The organism is Croceibacterium sp. TMG7-5b_MA50 (assembly GCF_039830145.1).
In the GTDB taxonomy this organism is placed as follows: Bacteria; Pseudomonadota; Alphaproteobacteria; order Sphingomonadales; family Sphingomonadaceae; genus Croceibacterium.
Map to the genome: position 1 here is coordinate 2,796,424 of NZ_CP156082.1, position 17,523 is coordinate 2,813,946.

Here is a 17,523-nt window from a genome sequence, read left to right on the forward strand (position 1 = left end):
GCCTGACCCACTTTCCGGGAGACAATGCCCTTGCCCGCTGCCCCCCTGCAGATCGTCCGCGCTCTCGACCATACGCAGACCGGGGCCGGCGCGGCATCTGGTGATGGACCCGGCGACGGCTGGCTGATCGAACTGCCCGCGCTGTTCGATGCCGCGACCGATATGGCGATCGCCGAATGGGGCGCGGCCGCGCGCAAGGCGGGTGCCCAGCTGCTGCTGCAGGCGGATCCCGCGCGCTTCGCGTACGATCACCCCCTGGTATCCGCCAATCCGGGGGCATTTTCCGTCCGGACGGCCGGTGCTCCCGGTGCGGTGATCGACCCGCGCAAGCCGCTGCCGCTGACGGGGGAGGCGCGCGCCCGGCTGCGCGATCCCGCACGCCAGGACCTGTTTGCCGACGCGTTGGCCGCACGGCTGATCGAACTGGCGGGGCACGGCCTGGCAGGCTTGCGACTGGCGGCCGATGCGCTGCCGCCGGCCTTGTTCGCGGCCATGCGCCGGCAGGTGCTGGCAAAGGTTCCGGACTTCATCTTCATCGCCGGACCGGCGGGCGGGGACCGGGCCGCGTTGCTGGCTCTGGGGGAGGCGGGTGCCGACTACCTCGTTACCTCCCTTCGCTGGTGGAATGGCACGGCGCCCTGGCTGGTTGATGAAATCAATGCGCTTTCCCGCGTAGGCGGGCTGCTGCATGAGATCGGGCCCGACGGCACCGAGGCGCAGATGCAGTTGGCGCAGGCATTGGGCGGCGGGGTGATCGTGCCGACCGGCAGCGCCGCAGCGATCCGCCCGGCACTTGCCAGCAGCGGCCCGCTGGTGCGTCTGTCCTCCAGCTCCGATCCGGTGCTGGCACTGCTGCGCCCGGACGGTGCCGATCCGCGGTTGGCCTCACGGGCGGAGCTTATCCTCGCCAATGGCAGCGGCGCCGAGCAGGTCGTAACTCCGGCGCAGCTCTCCGCTGCTGGCGCCCGCTTTACCGGCAGCATCGTGCCGCTGACCCTGGCTGCGGGCGAGGTGCGCCGGATCACGATGGACGCTGCCGCCCCCATCACCTCCGCCCCGATGAGGACCGATCCGGCGGCGATGGCCGCCATGCCGCGGCTTGTGCTGGAAGGGATCGAACCGTCGGTGGAGGGTGGCGCCTTCGCGGTGAAGCGTGTCGTGGGGGAGGAGGTGGCGGTCACGGCCATCCTGTTTGGTGATGGGCATGAACAGCTCGCCGCCGAACTGCTGTGGCGTGCGGGCGATGGTGACGCCTGGCAGCGGGCCCCCATGCAGCAGCTTCCAAACGATCGCTGGAGCGCCCGATTCCCGCTGCAGCGCATGGGCCGTCATCTGTTCGCCGTCGAAGGCTGGCTGGACCGCTGGGGCGGGTTCCGGCGCGACTTCCGCAAGAAGGTGGATGCAGGCGTCGCGCAGGCTGTTGATCATGCGGAGGGCCGCGCGCTGGTGGCGGACGCCATCGGCCGTATGTCGGGCGCGGTGAAGCAGCAGCTGACCGGCCTGCTGCCGCAGCTGGAAAAGGCGAGCGAAGCTGACAGCGTGCAGCTGTTGCTGTCGGATGAACTCGCGGAGCTGATGGCGGCGGCGGACGACCGCCCGTTCCGCATCGTCAGCGAACCGCAGATCGTGGATGCGGAGCGGGTCGAGGCGCGCTTCTCCAGCTGGTACGAGATCTTCCCCCGCTCCATCACCGACAGCAAGAACCGGCACGGCACCTTCGCCGACGTGATCGGCATCCTGCCGCATGTACGCGACATGGGGTTCGACACGCTGTACTTCCCGCCCATCCATCCGATCGGCACGGCCAATCGCAAGGGGCCGAACAACACGCTGACGCCCGGCCCTGACGATGTCGGCAGCCCCTATGCCATCGGCAGCCCCGATGGCGGCCACGATGCGCTGCACCCGGAACTGGGCAGCTTCGCCGATTTCCGCAAGCTGGTCGCCGCGGCGCACGAACATGGGCTGGAGATCGCGCTGGACTTCGCCATCCAGTGCTCCCCCGACCATCCGTGGCTGCAGGAACATCCCGGCTGGTTCGCCTGGCGGCCGGACGGCAGCATGAAATATGCGGAGAACCCGCCCAAGAAGTACCAGGACATCGTCAATGTCGACTTCTACGCGCCCGACGCGATCCCGGGTCTGTGGCTGGCGCTGCGGGATGTGATCCTGCTGTGGGTCAAGGAAGGCGTGAAGACCTTCCGCGTGGACAACCCGCACACGAAGACGCTGCCCTTCTGGCAATGGATGATCGGTGAAGTCCGCGCTGCCCATCCCGAAACGATCTTCCTGTCGGAGGCATTCACCCGGCCGACCATGATGTACCGGCTGGCCAAGGTCGGCTTCAGCCAGAGCTACACCTATTTCACCTGGCGTGACCACAAGGCGGAGCTGACCGAGTATATCACGGAGCTGACGACGACCGCGCCGAAGGAGTTCTACCGCCCGCACTTCTTCGTCAACACGCCCGACATCAACCCGCACTTCCTGCAGACCGGCGGCCGCCCGGCGCACCGCATCCGCGCGGTGCTGGCGGCGACCCTGTCGGGCCTGTGGGGCGTCTATTCCGGGTTCGAGCTGTGCGACGCGACCCCGCTCGGGCCGGGAAAGGAGGAATACCTCGACAGCGAGAAGTACGAAATCCGCCCCTATCAGGCGCGCAGGCCCGGTGACATCGTCGATGACGTGACGCTGCTGAACCGCCTGCGCCGCGCGCATCCGGCCTTGCAGACGCATCTCAACACCCGCTTCTACGCCGCCGATAGCGACCAGATCATCTGGTACGGCAAGTCCGCGCCCAACAGCGGCGAGACGCTGGCCGAGATGATCATGGTCATGGTCAACATGGACCCGCACAACGCCCATGGCTGCACCTACGAGGTGCCGCTGTGGCAGTTCGGCCTGGCCGACGATGCCGCGATCGAGGTGGAGGACCTTGCCCACGGCAACAGCTTCCGCCTGTATGGCAAGAACCAGACCATCCACATCACGCCCGACGAGCCCTACCGCATCTGGCGCTTTACCCTGCCCAAGGACGCATCGTGACCGAACTCGCCCCGCAAACCGCCAGTGCCACCACCACCGCCGTCCTCGTCGACCCGGCGGACGATCCGCAGTGGTACAAGGATGCGGTCATCTACCAGCTGCACGTCAAGTCGTTCTTCGATGCGAACAATGACGGGATCGGCGATTTCGCCGGGTTGATGCAGAAGCTGGACTATGTCGCCGATCTCGGCGTCACGGCGATCTGGCTGCTGCCGTTCTACCCCTCCCCCCGGCGCGACGACGGCTATGACATCGCCGAATATCGCGACGTGTCGCCCGATTACGGCACGATTGAGGATGTGCGCGCGCTGATCGACGCGGCGCATGACCGCGGCATCCGCGTCATCACCGAACTTGTCATCAATCACACCAGCGACCAGCACCCCTGGTTCCAGGCGGCGCGCAAGGCGCCCCCGGGAAGCCCGGAGCGGGACTTCTATGTCTGGTCGGACGACGACAAGCTGTATTCGGGCACCCGCATCATCTTCCTCGATACGGAAAAGTCGAACTGGACCTGGGACGAGGAGGCGGGTGCCTATTTCTGGCACCGCTTCTACTCGCACCAGCCGGACCTCAATTTCGACAATCCGGCGGTCTTACAGGAGGTGCTGGACGTCATGCACTTCTGGCTCGATGCCGGGATCGATGGGCTGCGGCTGGACGCCATCCCCTACCTGATCGAGCGGGACGGCACGTCGAACGAGAACCTGCAGGAGACGCACGACGTCCTGAAGAAGATCCGCGCCGATCTGGACCAGCATTACCCCGGCCGCATGCTGCTGGCCGAGGCGAATATGTGGCCGGAGGATACGCAGCAATATTTCGGCCAGAAGGAAGAGGTGACGGAGGAATGCCACATGGCGTTCCACTTCCCGCTGATGCCGCGCATGTACATGGCGGTGGCGCAGGAGGACCGGTTCCCCATTACCGACATCATGCGCCAGACGCCCGCCATTCCGGGCGATGCGCAATGGGCGATCTTCCTGCGCAACCATGACGAGCTGACGCTGGAAATGGTCACGGACGCGGAGCGGGACTACCTCTGGAACACCTACGCCGCCGACCGACGCGCGCGCATCAACCTTGGCATCCGCCGCCGTCTGGCCCCGCTGATGGAGCGGGACCGCCGCCGGATCGAGCTGATGAACGCCCTGCTGTTGACCATGCCCGGCACGCCTGTGCTATATTATGGTGACGAGATCGGCATGGGCGACAACATCTTCCTGGGCGACCGGGACGGTGTAAGGACGCCGATGCAGTGGTCGCCCGATCGCAATGGCGGCTTCTCCAAGGCGGATCCCGCCACGCTGACGCTGCCGGCAATTCAGGACCCGCTCTACGGCTATGCTGCGGTGAACGTGGAGGCGCAGGAGCGGGACCGGCATTCGCTGCTCAACTGGGTCAAGCGCGCCCTGGCCGTGCGCAAGCGGTACCAGGCATTCGGCCGTGGGGAGCAGATCTTCCTGCGCCCGGCCAACCGCCGCATCCTCGCCTATCTGCGCCAGTTCGGTGACGAGACGATCCTCTGTGTCGCCAATCTGGGCCGCAATGCACAGGCGGTGGAGCTGGACCTGCACGAATATGAAGGCTTCACCCCGGTAGAGCTGACCGGCGGCGAGGCGTTCCCGGCGATCGGCCACTTGCCTTACCTGCTGACCCTGCCGCCCTACGGCTTCCTGTGGTTCGAGCTGACGCACGGCGACGCGCCTGCCTGGGCCAGTTCGGCGCCCTCGCTCGACAGCGAGCGGCACACCTTTGTCCTGCGGCCGGAGCTTGCCGACGTGATGCAGGGCGCCAGCCGCTCCATGCTCGAGGGCGACCTGCTGCCGGCCTATGTGGGGCAACGGCGCTGGTTCGGCGGCAAGGATGCTGGCGTCGATGGCCTGCGGGTGGTGCGCACCACGCCGATGCCTGGGGCGGACGACCTGCTGCTGGCGGAACTCGCCGTCACCAGCGGGGGTGAGGAAGCGATCTACACGCTGCCGCTCGGCATTGCGTGGGAGGGCGAGCGGACCGGCCCCTTCGCCAGCAATCTGGCGCTGGCGCGAGTCAGGCGCGGGCGCCATGTCGGCCTGCTGACCGATGGCTTCGCCACTTCGCAATTCGCCGCCGCGGTCCTTTCCGCGATGCGCGACGGGGCAGAGGTCGCATCGGAAGGCGGCACCTTGCGCTTTGCCGCGACCCCGGCCTTCGAGCTTGATCCGGATGGTGAACCCGAATGGCTGGCCGCCGAACAGTCCAACAGCACGGTCGTGGTAGGCCAGCAGGCGGTGCTGAAGCTGCTGCGCAAGCTGGCGCCGGGCGTCCATCCCGATGCGGAAATGGCCCGCCATCTGGGGGAGAACGGCTTCGCCAACGTGCCCGCCGTGCTCGGCACGGTGACGCGGGCGGAGGATGACGGCACCGAAACGCTGGTGATGCTGGCGCAGGCCTTCGTCTACAACCAGGGCGATGGCTGGCAGTGGACGCTGAATGCGCTGGAGCGGTTGTCGACGGACACCGACTGGTCGTTCACCAATTACGAGAACTTCGCCGCAAATCTGGGTCGCCGTCTGGCGGAGATGCATGCGGTGCTCGCCCGTCCGACCGACAATCCCGACTTCGCGCCGGAGATGCTGTCGGCTGCTAATGCGACAGCGTTGGGAGAGCGGGTGGTCCGTGAGGTCCGCCAGGCGATCGCGCGCCTCGCCGATGCCGATCTGCCGGAAGAGGCTCGGGCCGATGCGGAATGGCTGGCGGGGAAGGGTGATGCGATCGCCGATGCCGTCGCCAGTCTCGCCGCCACGGCGGAAGGGCAGCAGCGCACCCGCATCCATGGCGACCTGCATTTGGGGCAAGTGCTGATGACCGGGCACGACGTCATGATCATCGATTTCGAAGGGGAGCCGGCCCGGCCGCTGGAACAGCGCCGGGCGAAGGATCTGCCGGCCCGCGACGTCGCCGGCATGCTGCGCAGCTTCGACTACGCCGCAGCCGTCGCCGCCAGCAACCGGCCCGCAGCGTCCGACAGCCTGGAGGAGCGTGCGGGCGAGGGCGCCGAGATGTTCCGCCGCCGCGCGATCGAGGCGTTCCTGGAAGGCTATCACGGCAGTGAGGAGCGCGGGCCGCTGCTGCTGCTCTTCGTGCTGGAGAAGGCCGCGTACGAGATCGGGTACGAGGCGGCGAACCGGCCCGACTGGATCGGCGTGCCGACCCGCGGCCTGGCGCAGGCTGCGCGTGAACTGCTGCGGGAGACGGGCGAATGACCGACATGATGCCCGCCGCCGCGGCGGCCATGCTGGAAGGCCGGCTGGACGATCCCTTCGCCTTCCTTGGCGCGCATCGAGAAGGGTCCAGCACGGTGGTCCGCACCTTCCAGCCGGGTGCCGAGAAGGTCGAGGCGGTGCAGGGGCGCAAGGTCTGCCCGCTGACCGAAGCCGCGCCCGGCCTGTTCGCCGGGCCGCTGGCAGCCGAAGGACCCTATCTGCTGCGGATCACCTGGCCGGGCGGATCGGTGCAGGAGACGGAGGACCCGTATACGTTCGGTCTGGTCCTGTCCGATTTCGACCTGCACCTGTTTGCGGAAGGGCGCCACCTGGACCTGCCGCGCGTGTTCGGCGCGCAGCCGACCAGCGTGGACGGTGTCAATGGTGTCAACTTCTCCGTCTGGGCACCCAACGCCCGGCGCGTCAGCGTGGTGGGCGACTGGAACAGCTGGGACGGCCGCCGCCATCCGATGCGCGCCCGCCACCCAACAGGCGTGTGGGAGCTGTTCGTGCCCCGACTGGCGGTCGGCACCCGCTACAAGTTCGAGATCGCCGGCGCGGACGGATCGGTGGTGCAGAAGGCCGACCCGCTCGCCCGAGCCACCGAAGTGCCGCCGGCTACCGCCAGCATCGTCGCCGCCGCGCCCGATTTCGCCTGGACCGACAGCGACTGGATGGCGGAGCGTGCCCGTCGGCAGGCGGCCGATGCGCCGATCAGCGTGTACGAGGTCCATGTCGGATCATGGATGCGCGACCGGGGCGAGGAAGGCGAGGCGCTAGACTGGGCGGGCCTGACCGACCGGCTGGTGCCTTACGTCGCCAGCATGGGCTTCACGCATGTGGAGCTGCTGCCGATCATGGAGCATCCGTTCGGCGGATCGTGGGGCTACCAGCCGCTTGGCCAGTTTGCGCCGTCTGCCCGCTTCGGCAATCCGGAGGATTTCGCCGGCTTCGTCGATGCCTGTCACCGGGCGGGGATCGGCGTCATCCTGGACTGGGTGCCGGCGCATTTCCCGACGGACGCCCACGGCCTCGCGCGGTTCGACGGTCCGCCGCTGTACGAACATGCCGACCCGCGCGAAGGGTTCCACCAGGATTGGAACACGCTGATCTACAATCTCGGCCGCAACGAAGTGTCGGGCTTCCTGCTGGCGAGCGCGATCTGGTGGCTGGAGACGTTCCATGTCGACGGTCTGCGCGTCGATGCCGTCGCCTCCATGCTGTACCGCGACTACAGCCGCAAGCACGGCGAATGGGTGCCCAACGTCCATGGCGGGCGGGAGAATCTGGAATCGGTTGCATTCCTCAAGACCATGAACGGCCTCGTCCACCAGCGCTGCCCCGGTGCAATTACCGTGGCGGAGGAAAGCACCGCTTGGCCGGGTGTCTCCGCCCCGCTGGAGCATGGCGGCCTCGGTTTCGACTACAAGTGGAACATGGGCTGGATGCACGACACGCTCCAGTATTTCGAACGTGATCCGATGTATCGCCGCTGGCACCATGGGGAGCTGAGCTTCCCGATGGTCTATGCCTATTCGGAACGCTACGTCCTGCCGATCAGCCATGACGAGGTGGTTCATGGCAAGGGTTCGCTGTGGAACAAGATGCCGGGCGATCCCTGGCGCAAGAGCGCGAACCTGCGCGCGTACCTCGCCTTCATGTGGACCCATCCCGGCAAGAAGCTGCTATTCATGGGCTGCGAGCTGGGCGCCCCGGCGGAATGGAACCATGATGCCACGCTGCCCTGGCACCTGCTGGATCGGCCCGACCATGCGGGCGTCCAGGCGCTCGTTCGCGACCTCAACCGGCTATATTCGACCGAGCCCGCTCTACATTCGTTGGATACGGAACCCGGCGGCTTCTTCTGGCTTGTGCCTGACGATGCACACAACAGCGTGTACGCCTTCGTGCGGTCAGGCGGCGGCGGGGCTCAGGTGGCGGTGATCGTCAACCTGACACCCCAACCGCAGCATGGCTATCGCGTCGGCTTGCCGCAGGGGGGGCGCTGGATGGAAGTCCTGAACACCGATGCCGCCATCTACGGTGGCAGCAATTGGGGCAATGACGGGGTGGTGCTGGCCGATGGCGATGGCTGCCATAATCAGTCGCATTCCGCCGCAGTCAATATCCCGCCGCTGGGCGTAGTGGTGTTGAAGGCGGCGGGCGTTTGAGCCCGCTGCCCGACCGGCTGCAGGCGGGATCGCCCTATCCGCTGGGTTCCACGTTCGACGGGCTCGGCGTCAACTTCGCCGTGTTCTCCGCAAATGCGGATGGCATGGACCTGTGCCTGTTTGATCCGCAAGGCGGCAAGGAGATTGCCTGCCTGCCGCTGAACGAGTGCACGGATGAGGTTTGGCACGGCTATCTGCCCTACGCCAAGCCGGGCCTTCTCTACGGGTACCGCGCGCATGGCCGGTACGAGCCGGAGGCGGGCCATCGCTTCAACCCTAACAAGCTGCTGCTCGATCCCTATGCCAAGATGCTGCACGGCGATGTGCGCTGGAATGAATCGCTGCACGGCTATCGCCTGCGCTCCCCGCGCAAGGACCTGAGTTTCGACAAGCGCGATTCCGCGCCCGCCATGCCCAAGGCGGTGGTGGTGGCCGATCGGTTCGATTGGACGGGCGATATGCGGCCCAACGTGCCGTGGTCGGAGACGGTCATCTACGAAGCGCATGTGAAGGGCCTGACCCGCCTGCTGGAGGAGGTGCCCCGGCGCGAGCGCGGGACCTACGGCGCGCTGGCGCACCCTACCGTCATCAACCATCTGAAGCGGATCGGCGTCACCACGCTGGAACTGCTGCCGATCCATTCCTTCGTGCAGGACCAGCGCCTGCAGGAGGCGGGCCTCGCCAATTACTGGGGCTACAACACGCTGGGCTTCTTCGCGCCCGAACGCCGCTACATGGCGGGCGGCGGAGACGAGCTGCGCATCGCCATCCGCCGGCTGCATGCCGCCGGTATCGAGGTGATCCTGGACGTCGTCTACAACCACACCGCGGAAGGCAGCGAGCTGGGCCCGACGCTGTCGTTCCGCGGCCTCGACAACGCGACCTATTACCGGCTGGTGCAGGATCAGCCGCGTTACTGCGTCAACGACACCGGCACCGGCAACACGCTGGACCTCAGCCATCCGCGAGTGATCCAGATGGTGGCGGACAGTCTGCGCCACTGGGTGCAGAGCTACCATGTGGACGGTTTCCGATTCGACCTTGGCGTCACGCTGGGGCGCGATGGCAATAACGGATTCGACCCCCGCAGCGGCTTCTTCGACGTGTTGCGGCAGGACCCGGTATTGGGGCAAGTGAAGCTTATCAGCGAGCCGTGGGATATCGGCCCCGGCGGCTACCAGCTTGGCAACCACCCGCCGGGCTTCGCCGAATGGAACGACAAGTTCCGGGACGTGACGCGCAGCTACTGGAATGGCGCATCCGGCACTCGACCCGAATTCGCCAATCGCATCGCGGGCAGCGCCGACCTGTTCGACCGCCGCGCGCGCCGGCCTTGGGCCAGCGTCAACTTCGTGACCGCGCATGACGGTTTCACCCTCACCGACCTCGTCAGCTACAACGACAAGCACAACGAGGCGAATAACGAGGACAACCGGGACGGTCACAGCAACAATCATTCACGCAACTGGGGCGTGGAAGGGCCAAGCGACGACCCGCAGATCATCGAGACCCGCGACCGGGTGGCACGGTCCATGCTGACCACCCTGTTCGCCTCGCTCGGCACCCCCATGCTGCTGGGCGGGGACGAGTTCGGGCGCACCCAGAACGGCAACAACAACGCCTATTGCCAGGACAACGAGCTGAGCTGGTTCGACTGGAACCAGCTGAACAGCGAGCGCGGCCACGCGATGAGCGACTTCGTCCGTCGCCTGACCGCAGTGCGCAAGCATTACCCGCTGCTGCGCGCCGGCCACTTCCTGCACGGGGAGGAGGAGATCGCGCCGGGCGTGCTCGATATCGACTGGTTCGACGAGCGTGGCGAGCATCTGACGAACGACGATTGGCATAATCCCGAAGGGCGCGCCTTGCTGATGCGGCGGGTTCGACGGCGCAAGGACGGCGTGCTGCAGGCGGTGTCCATGCTGATGAACGGCGGTGACACGCCGCTCACCTTCACCCTGCCGAAGCCATCGCTGGAACGGCGGCTGGTGATCGACAGCGCGGAGCCATTGGCGGAAGAGCGCGTGGTTGGCGACACGGTGGAGGTGCAGGCCCATGCCGTCGTCCTGATCGTCGGTACGGAAAAGCACGGGGACGCGCCGCACGACGACGCCGATCCTGACGGCGGGGAGTGACCATGCACTGGGGACCGGAAATACTGGGCGACGGGCGCGCCCGCTTTGCCCTGTGGGCGCCCGATCGTGACGGCATCACGCTGGAACTGGATGGCGCCCCGTCCTTGCCGATGGCGGCTGCGGCGAACGGCTGGTTTGTCGTGGAGGCGCAGGCCGCCCCCGGCGCCCGCTACCGTTTCCGACTGGATGCCGATCTCGCCGTCGCCGATCCCGCGTCGCGCCGGCAGGCTGACGGCGTCCATGGGTGGAGTGTGTTGTGCGATCCTGCGGGCTATAGTTGGCAGAACGACTGGCAGGGCCGCCCGTGGGAAGAGGCGGTGATCCTGGAGGTTCATGCCGGCGTGCTGGGCGGCTTTGCGGGCGTGGCGGAGCGATTGCCGGAATGGCGCGACCAGGGCATCACCGCTGTTCAATTGATGCCGATAAACGCCTTCGCCGGTACCCGCAACTGGGGCTATGACGGCGTGCTGCCCTATGCCGTGGCGGAGGCCTATGGCTCACCCGACGATCTGCGCGCGCTGGTCGACCGGGCGCATGGGCTGGGGCTGATGGTGTTCCTGGACGTGGTGTACAACCACTTTGGTCCTGACGGGAATTACCTCAGCGCCTATGCCGCCGGCTTCTTCGACGAACATGCCCATACGCCATGGGGCGGGGCGGTCGCGGTCAGCAAGGACCCGGTGCGCCGCTTCTTCATCGACAATGCGCTCATGTGGCTGAGCGATTACCGGCTGGACGGGCTGCGCTTCGATGCGGTGCATGCCATCGCCGACAACGGCTTCCTGGACGACATGGCGCGGGAGATCCGGGCGGCGTTGCCCAATCGGCAGACGCATCTGGTGCTGGAGAACGAGAACAACGATCCCGATCGCCTTGCCCCCGGCCTGTACGATGCGCAGTGGAACGACGACTTCCACAACGTGCTGCACGTCATCCTGACGGGCGAGCAGGAGGGCTATTACAAGAGCTTCGCCGACAACGCGACCGAGCGGCTGGCGCGCTGCCTGGCGGAGGGGTTCATCTACCAGGGCGAGGATGGCGGCCACGGGCCGCGCGGCAAGCCCAGCGGGCATCTGTCGCCCGGCCACTTCGTCAGCTTCCTGCAGAACCACGATCAGGTCGGCAATCGCGCCTTGGGCGAACGGCTGATCAGCCTGACCGATGCTGACCGGCTGCGCGCCGCGACCGCGCTGCAATTGCTGTGCCCGCAAATCCCGCTGCTGTTCATGGGGGAGCCCGAAGGGAGCACGACGCCTTTCCTGTTCTTCACCGATTTCCATGATGAACTGGCCGATGCGGTACGCGAAGGCCGGCGCAAGGAATTCGCCCATTTCGCCGCCTTCTCCGATCCCGCCGCGCGGGAGGGTATCCCCGATCCGAACGACGGGATGACCTTTGCCCGCTCCGCGCCCGAACCCGGCCCCGACAACGCCGCCTGGCGGGCGTTCTACGCCGACCTGCTGGCGCTGCGTTCCCGGCATGTGGTGCCCGGCATAGCGGGTGCCCGATCGACGGGGGTAGAGGTGCTGGGCGATGGCGCCGTGGCCGCGCGCTGGCTGCTGGGTGATGGCTGCACATTGGGACTAAGCATCAATCTGGGTCGAGCCCCTGTGACCTTCCCCGGTGCGGAGGGCCGCGTCCTGCTGGAGCTTGGCGACAGCGGCGCACCCGACAGCTTCGCCGCATGGATCGCCAAATGAGTGCGGTCGCCGATCTGGCGCGTGCCGCCGGACTACAGCCCGAATGGGACGACGCCCATGCCCGGCCGCAGGTCACCGCGGACGAGGATCTCGCCCGCGTGCTGGCGGCGCTCGGCTATCCGGCGGGCAGCGGGGCGGAGATCGCGGCCGCGTACGAGAAACTGGCGGCGGAGCGCGCGCAGCGTGACTTTCTGTCCGTCGACCTGGGTGACGACCTGCTGGTCAACGATGTCGGTACCAGCCACGCAGACCTGACGCTGGAGGACGGCGGCGGCATGACCCTGCCGCTGGTGCCGCACGGTGACGGGCGGCTGCGCCTGGGAACGTCGCGGGTGATGACGACCGGCTACCACCGGCTCCGCATAGGAGCGCGCGACTACACGCTGGCAGTGGCGCCGCGGCGTTGCTTCAGTTTCGACGATGCGGCGCCCGGCCGCCGTTTGTGGGGCAGCGCGGCCCAGATCGCCAGCCTGGTCGATCCCGAACCGAGTGCGTTCGGTGATTTCGGCACGCTGGCTCAGGCAGCGCGTGCACTGGGGCAGGCAGGTGCCGATGCGCTGGCGATCAGTCCGGCCCATGCGCTGTTCCCCGCCGATGCCAGCCGGTTTTCACCCTATGCGCCATCCAGCCGGCTGTTTCTCAATATCCTCTACGCCGATCCGCGGCTGGTCGGCGGCGCATTGCCTGCGTCGGCAGGCGCGGGCGAGCTGATCGACTGGGAAGCGGCCATTCCAGCACGGCTGGCGGCTCTGCGCGCTGCTTATAATCTGAACAGTGACAGCGTGCGTCAGCGGGTCGCCCAATATGCGGCGAAGGGCGGTCGCGAGCTTGCGCTGCATGCGACCTTTGATGCGCTCCATGCCCACTTCTTCCACTCCGGGGCCGGCGGTTGGCAAGGCTGGCCAGAGCATTTTCACAATCCTGATGACGACACGGTGGGTGAATTCGCAGACGCACATGCGGACGAGGTCGGCTTCTACCTGTTCGCGCAATGGCTGGCGGAGGAGAGCCTGGCGCATGCGCAGGCCGCCGCCAAGGACGCAGGCATGGCGATCGGCCTGATCGCCGATCTCGCCGTCGGCATGGACAGCGGCGGCAGCCATGCGTGGAGCCGGCCGGATGACCTGCTGAAGGGACTTTCGATCGGCGCGCCGCCTGACCTGCTGGGGCCGCAAGGGCAGGATTGGGGCATCACCAGCTTCGCGCCGATGGCCTTGCAGCGCACCGGCTTTGCCGGGTTCATCGGCACGCTGCGCGCCGCGATCACACATGCGGGCGGCATCCGCATCGACCATATCCTTGGCCTCAACCGGCTGTGGGTGGTGCCCCATGGGCAGGCGTCGAAGCATGGCGCGTACCTGACCTATCCGCTGGACGACTACCTGCGCATCCTGGCGATCGAAAGCCACAAGAAACAGGCGGTGGTGATCGGGGAGGATCTGGGCACCGTGCCGGAAGGGCTGCGCCCGCGGCTGGCGCAGCGCGCAGTCCACGGCATGAACGTGCTGTGGTTCGAACAGGCCGACGACAAGAGCTTCATCCAGCCGCGCGATTACCGGCCCACCGCGGTGTCGATGACTGGCACGCACGACCTCGCCACCGTAGCCGGCTGGTGGAAGGCGCATGACATCGACTGGGCCTGGCGGCTCGGCCGGTCGGGCGCCGACAGCGAGGCTGCGGACATGCAGGCGCGCGATGCCGATCGCGACCGGCTGTGGCGGGCGATGCAGGACAGCGCCGCGGCGCAAGGTTCGCGGCCGGCGGATTGGGACCGCGACCCGGTGGTGGACGCCGCCGCCGCGCATATCGGCACCGCCTCCGGCCCGCTGGTGATCCTGCCGCTGGAGGACCTGATCGGATTGGAGGAACAGCCCAATCTGCCCGGCACCACGGACGAGCATCCCAATTGGCGCCGTCGCCTGCCCGCTCCGATACCGGAACTGCTGGACCGCCCGCAGATCGCCGACAGAGCCCGCCGGATCGGCGCGGCCCGCAAAGGACACATGGCTTGAGCATCCCCCGCGCCACCTACCGCCTGCAGCTGCACCGCGATTTTCCATTCAGCGCGGCGGAAGCCATCGTGCCGTACCTGCACGATCTCGGCATCAGCCACGTCTATGCATCCCCGATCACCACGGCGGTCGCGGGGTCCATGCACGGCTACGACGTGACCGACCCCACCCGGGTCAATCCCGAGCTAGGCGGGGAGGATGGCCTGCGTTCGCTGGTCGCCGCCTTGCGCGCGCATGGCATGGGCCTGATCATCGACATCGTCCCCAACCACATGGGCATCGCCGGGGGCGAGAACTCCTGGTGGCAGGACGTGCTGCGGAATGGCGAAGCAAGTCGCTACGCCCGCTTCTTCGACATCGACTGGACCGGCGGCAAGCCGCTGCTGCCGATCTTGGGCGCCCGGCTGGAAGATGTGCTGGCCGAGGGGCAGATCACCGTCGACCGCGATGGAGCCGAACCGGCCCTGCTGCTGTATGGCGAGCAACGCGTTCCGATCCGTGCAGAGGATCACGGCGATCTGCCGGCGGACGGGGATATCGGTCGCCTGCGGGCGCTGCTCGACCGGCAGCATTACCAGCTGGCCTGGTGGCGCACCGCGGATGACGAGCTGAACTGGCGCCGCTTCTTCACCGTCAGCGAACTCGCCGGTCTCCGGGTCGAGGACCCGGAGGTGTTCGAGGAAACGCACGCGCTCTACTTCCGCCTCTATGCCGAAGGGCTGGTGGATGGGCTGCGTGTCGATCACGTCGACGGCCTGGCCGATCCGGGCACCTATTGCCGCATGGTGCGCGAGCGGCTGGAGGCGATCCAGCGTCCGGCTGATGCGCCGGCCGGCCCGGCCTATCTGGTGGTCGAGAAGATCCTGGGCGCTGGCGAGAAGCTGCCGACCAGCTGGCAGGTGGACGGCACCAGCGGGTACGACTTCATGGAGGAGGTCAGCGCGCTGCTGCACGATCCCGCCGGAGAGGCACCGCTCACCGCGCTGTGGCACGAGTTCAGCGGACGCGACCTCACCTGGCATCAGGAGGAGTTGCTGGCGCGGCAGCAATTGCTGTCGTGGTCGTTCGATGCGCAGTTCCGCGCCTGTGCCGACCTGTTCGCAGACCTCGCCGCCGCACGACCGGAAAGCCGCGGCTGGACCACCGGCATGATGCGCCGCGCGATCGAGCGGCTGCTATGGGTGTTCCCGGTCTATCGTACCTACCGTCCGCGCGACAACGCACCTACGCAGGACGCCATGCTGGACCGCGTGCGCGCGGCGGTGAAGCCCTATGCCCCGCCGGGCGAGGCCGAGGTGGTGGAACAGGTGCTGCAATGGCTGGTCGAGCCTGCGGAAGGCGACCGGCTGCTGCAGGCGGCCCGACGCCGCTTCTGGCAATTATCCGCGCCGATCGCCGCCAAGGCGGTGGAGGACACCGGCTTCTACCGGTACTGCCGGCTGCTCAGCCGGACCGATGTGGGGTTCGACGCCGGACGCTGGAGCCAGAGCGCGGAGGAGTTCCACGCCGGCAATGCGGAGCGGGCCGAGCATTTCCCTCACGCGATGCTCGCCACTGCCACCCACGACCACAAGCGGGGCGAGGATGTACGCGCCCGGCTGGCCGTGCTGAGCGGCGTGCCCGATCTGTGGCGGCAGGAAGTGACCGGCTGGGACTGGCTGGCCGGCGGGGAGGGTACGAGCGTGGACCCGGCCGACCGCTACGCCTTGTGGCAGACGCTGTTCGGCGCATGGCCGGCCGGGCTGAACGTGGACGATGCCGACGGGCGCGCCGCCTTTGCCGAGCGCGTGAATGCCTGGCAGCAGAAGGCGCTGCGCGAAGGCAAGCTGCGCTCGTCGTGGGAGGCGCCGGACGAGGCTTACGAGCAGGTATGCGCCGACCTTGTGACCGCCGTGCTGACGGACGATCGCCATCAGCCGCTGGTACGGGCGATCGCCGCATTTGTGGACCGGGTCGAGCCGGCCTTCCGCGCGGTGGCGCTGGTGCAGATGGCCCTGCGGCTGACCGTGCCGGGGATGCCCGATACATATCAGGGGACGGAGCGCGAGGATCTGAGCCTGGTCGATCCCGATAATCGTCGTCCGGTCGATTACACGGTTCGCGAGATGGGCGGCCACTGGAAGGGTGACGTGCTGCGCCGTCTGCTGCATCTGCGGCGCGACCATCCGGCGATGTTCACCGGCGGCGGCTACCAGCCGGTGGAGGTCAGCGGTGCCAAGGCGGACCATGTCCTGGCGTTCCGCCGCGAAGGCGATGGCGAGGCCCTGATGCTTGCCTTCGCGCTGCATTGTTCCGCCGCGATCATGGATGGGGACGGCACCATGCCATCGGCCGAATGGTGGGGCGACACGCGCATCGGCGAGTTGCCGGCGGCCGAGGCATTCGCCGGCGGGCCGGTGCATGTGGCGCCGGCCTGAGGCATCCCTTTCGCAACCCTATGTCTCCGCAATTCTACGAACTGCACAGGGGGAGGAGCTGCCGGTAGGCTGACCAGTCATTGCAACAGGACGGTTCAGCATATGAGGGTATCGGCACTTCTTCTTTTCTGCGTCATCGCGGCCAGCCCGGCCGCGGCGCAGGATAAGGCCAGCCGTGTTATGCTGGGCGTGACCGGCGGCACGCTGGGCATCGGGCCGGAGGTGACGTTCCGCGCCTCTCCGGTCGTGGGTGTGCGCGCCAACGCGACCTTTCTCGGCTTCGGGCATGAGGTGGACTCGAGCGACATCACCTATGATGGCGACCTGGGGCTGAAGTCGGGCGGCGTGATGCTGGACCTGCATCCGCTGCGCAATGGCTTCCGCATCTCCGGCGGTGCGCGGATCGGCGACAACCGGGTGGACCTGCTGGCAACGCCATCGAGGAGCGTGCAGATCGGCAATGATGTTTACACCGAAAACCAGATCGGCACCGTGCGCGGCCATGTGGCGGCGGACGATTTTGCGCCCGTAGCGACGATCGGCTGGTCGGGCGGGCTGACGCGCGGGGTGAAGCTGGGGTTCGAGGCCGGCGCCATGTTCCACGGCACGCCGCGGGTGAACGACCTCGTCGTGACAGGGCCGTTCGCGAACAATCCCGCGGTGCTCGCCAGCCTGGTGGAGGAAGAGGCCGAGATCGAGAGCGATATTGACGGCTACAAGGTCTATCCGGTGGTGCAGGTGTCGCTCGGCTACGCCTTCTGACAATCACGCAAACGCGCGAGGTAGGGGCGCCGGTCC

General features: G+C 67.4%; 8 protein-coding genes. All 8 read left to right on the forward strand.

Annotated features, from left to right (window positions below):
- The first annotated feature begins 30 nt into the window (after nt 1-30).
- Nucleotides 31-3,045, forward strand: a complete 3,015-nt coding sequence (locus V5740_RS12980) for an alpha-1,4-glucan--maltose-1-phosphate maltosyltransferase (RefSeq protein WP_347302892.1) — start codon at nt 31-33, stop codon at nt 3,043-3,045.
- A complete protein-coding gene (treS, locus tag V5740_RS12985; RefSeq protein ID WP_347302893.1) occupies nt 3,042-6,290 on the forward strand; it encodes a maltose alpha-D-glucosyltransferase in 3,249 nt (1,082 codons plus the stop codon). The genes V5740_RS12980 and treS overlap by 4 nt, the downstream gene beginning before the upstream one ends.
- A gap of 5 nt (nt 6,291-6,295) precedes the next feature.
- Nucleotides 6,296-8,461: a 1,4-alpha-glucan branching protein GlgB gene (gene glgB / locus V5740_RS12990; RefSeq protein WP_347304533.1), complete on the forward strand. Its 2,166-nt coding sequence runs from the start codon at nt 6,296-6,298 to the stop codon at nt 8,459-8,461.
- Nucleotides 8,458-10,596 (forward strand): glycogen debranching protein GlgX, encoded by a 2,139-nt coding sequence (gene glgX / locus V5740_RS12995; RefSeq protein ID WP_347302894.1) that lies wholly within the window; start codon nt 8,458-8,460, stop codon nt 10,594-10,596. Before glgB ends, glgX begins: the two co-directional genes overlap by 4 nt.
- 2 nt (nt 10,597-10,598) lie before the next feature.
- Complete coding sequence (gene treZ, locus V5740_RS13000) at nt 10,599-12,296, forward strand: malto-oligosyltrehalose trehalohydrolase (protein ID WP_347302895.1); 1,698 nt, start codon at nt 10,599-10,601, stop codon at nt 12,294-12,296.
- Nucleotides 12,293-14,308 carry a 4-alpha-glucanotransferase gene (malQ, locus tag V5740_RS13005; protein ID WP_347302896.1) on the forward strand — a complete coding sequence of 672 codons (2,016 nt, stop codon included), beginning with the start codon at nt 12,293-12,295 and terminating at the stop codon, nt 14,306-14,308. Before treZ ends, malQ begins: the two co-directional genes overlap by 4 nt.
- Nucleotides 14,305-16,725 (forward strand): malto-oligosyltrehalose synthase, encoded by a 2,421-nt coding sequence (treY, locus tag V5740_RS13010; RefSeq protein ID WP_347302897.1) that lies wholly within the window; start codon nt 14,305-14,307, stop codon nt 16,723-16,725. Before malQ ends, treY begins: the two co-directional genes overlap by 4 nt.
- 102 nt (nt 16,726-16,827) lie before the next feature.
- Nucleotides 16,828-17,487, forward strand: a complete 660-nt coding sequence (locus V5740_RS13015) for a hypothetical protein (protein WP_347302898.1) — start codon at nt 16,828-16,830, stop codon at nt 17,485-17,487.
- The last annotated feature ends 36 nt before the right edge of the window (nt 17,488-17,523 follow it).

What these genes read in the sequence shown, in the direction of transcription:
- glgB (WP_347304533.1), top strand. Translation starts at nt 6,296, where the DNA reads ATGATGCCCGCCGCCGCGGCGGCCATGCTGGAAGGCCGGCTGGACGAT.
- treZ (WP_347302895.1), top strand. Translation starts at nt 10,599, where the DNA reads ATGCACTGGGGACCGGAAATACTGGGCGACGGGCGCGCCCGCTTTGCC.
- malQ (WP_347302896.1), top strand. Translation starts at nt 12,293, where the DNA reads ATGAGTGCGGTCGCCGATCTGGCGCGTGCCGCCGGACTACAGCCCGAA.
- V5740_RS13015 (WP_347302898.1), top strand. Translation starts at nt 16,828, where the DNA reads ATGAGGGTATCGGCACTTCTTCTTTTCTGCGTCATCGCGGCCAGCCCG.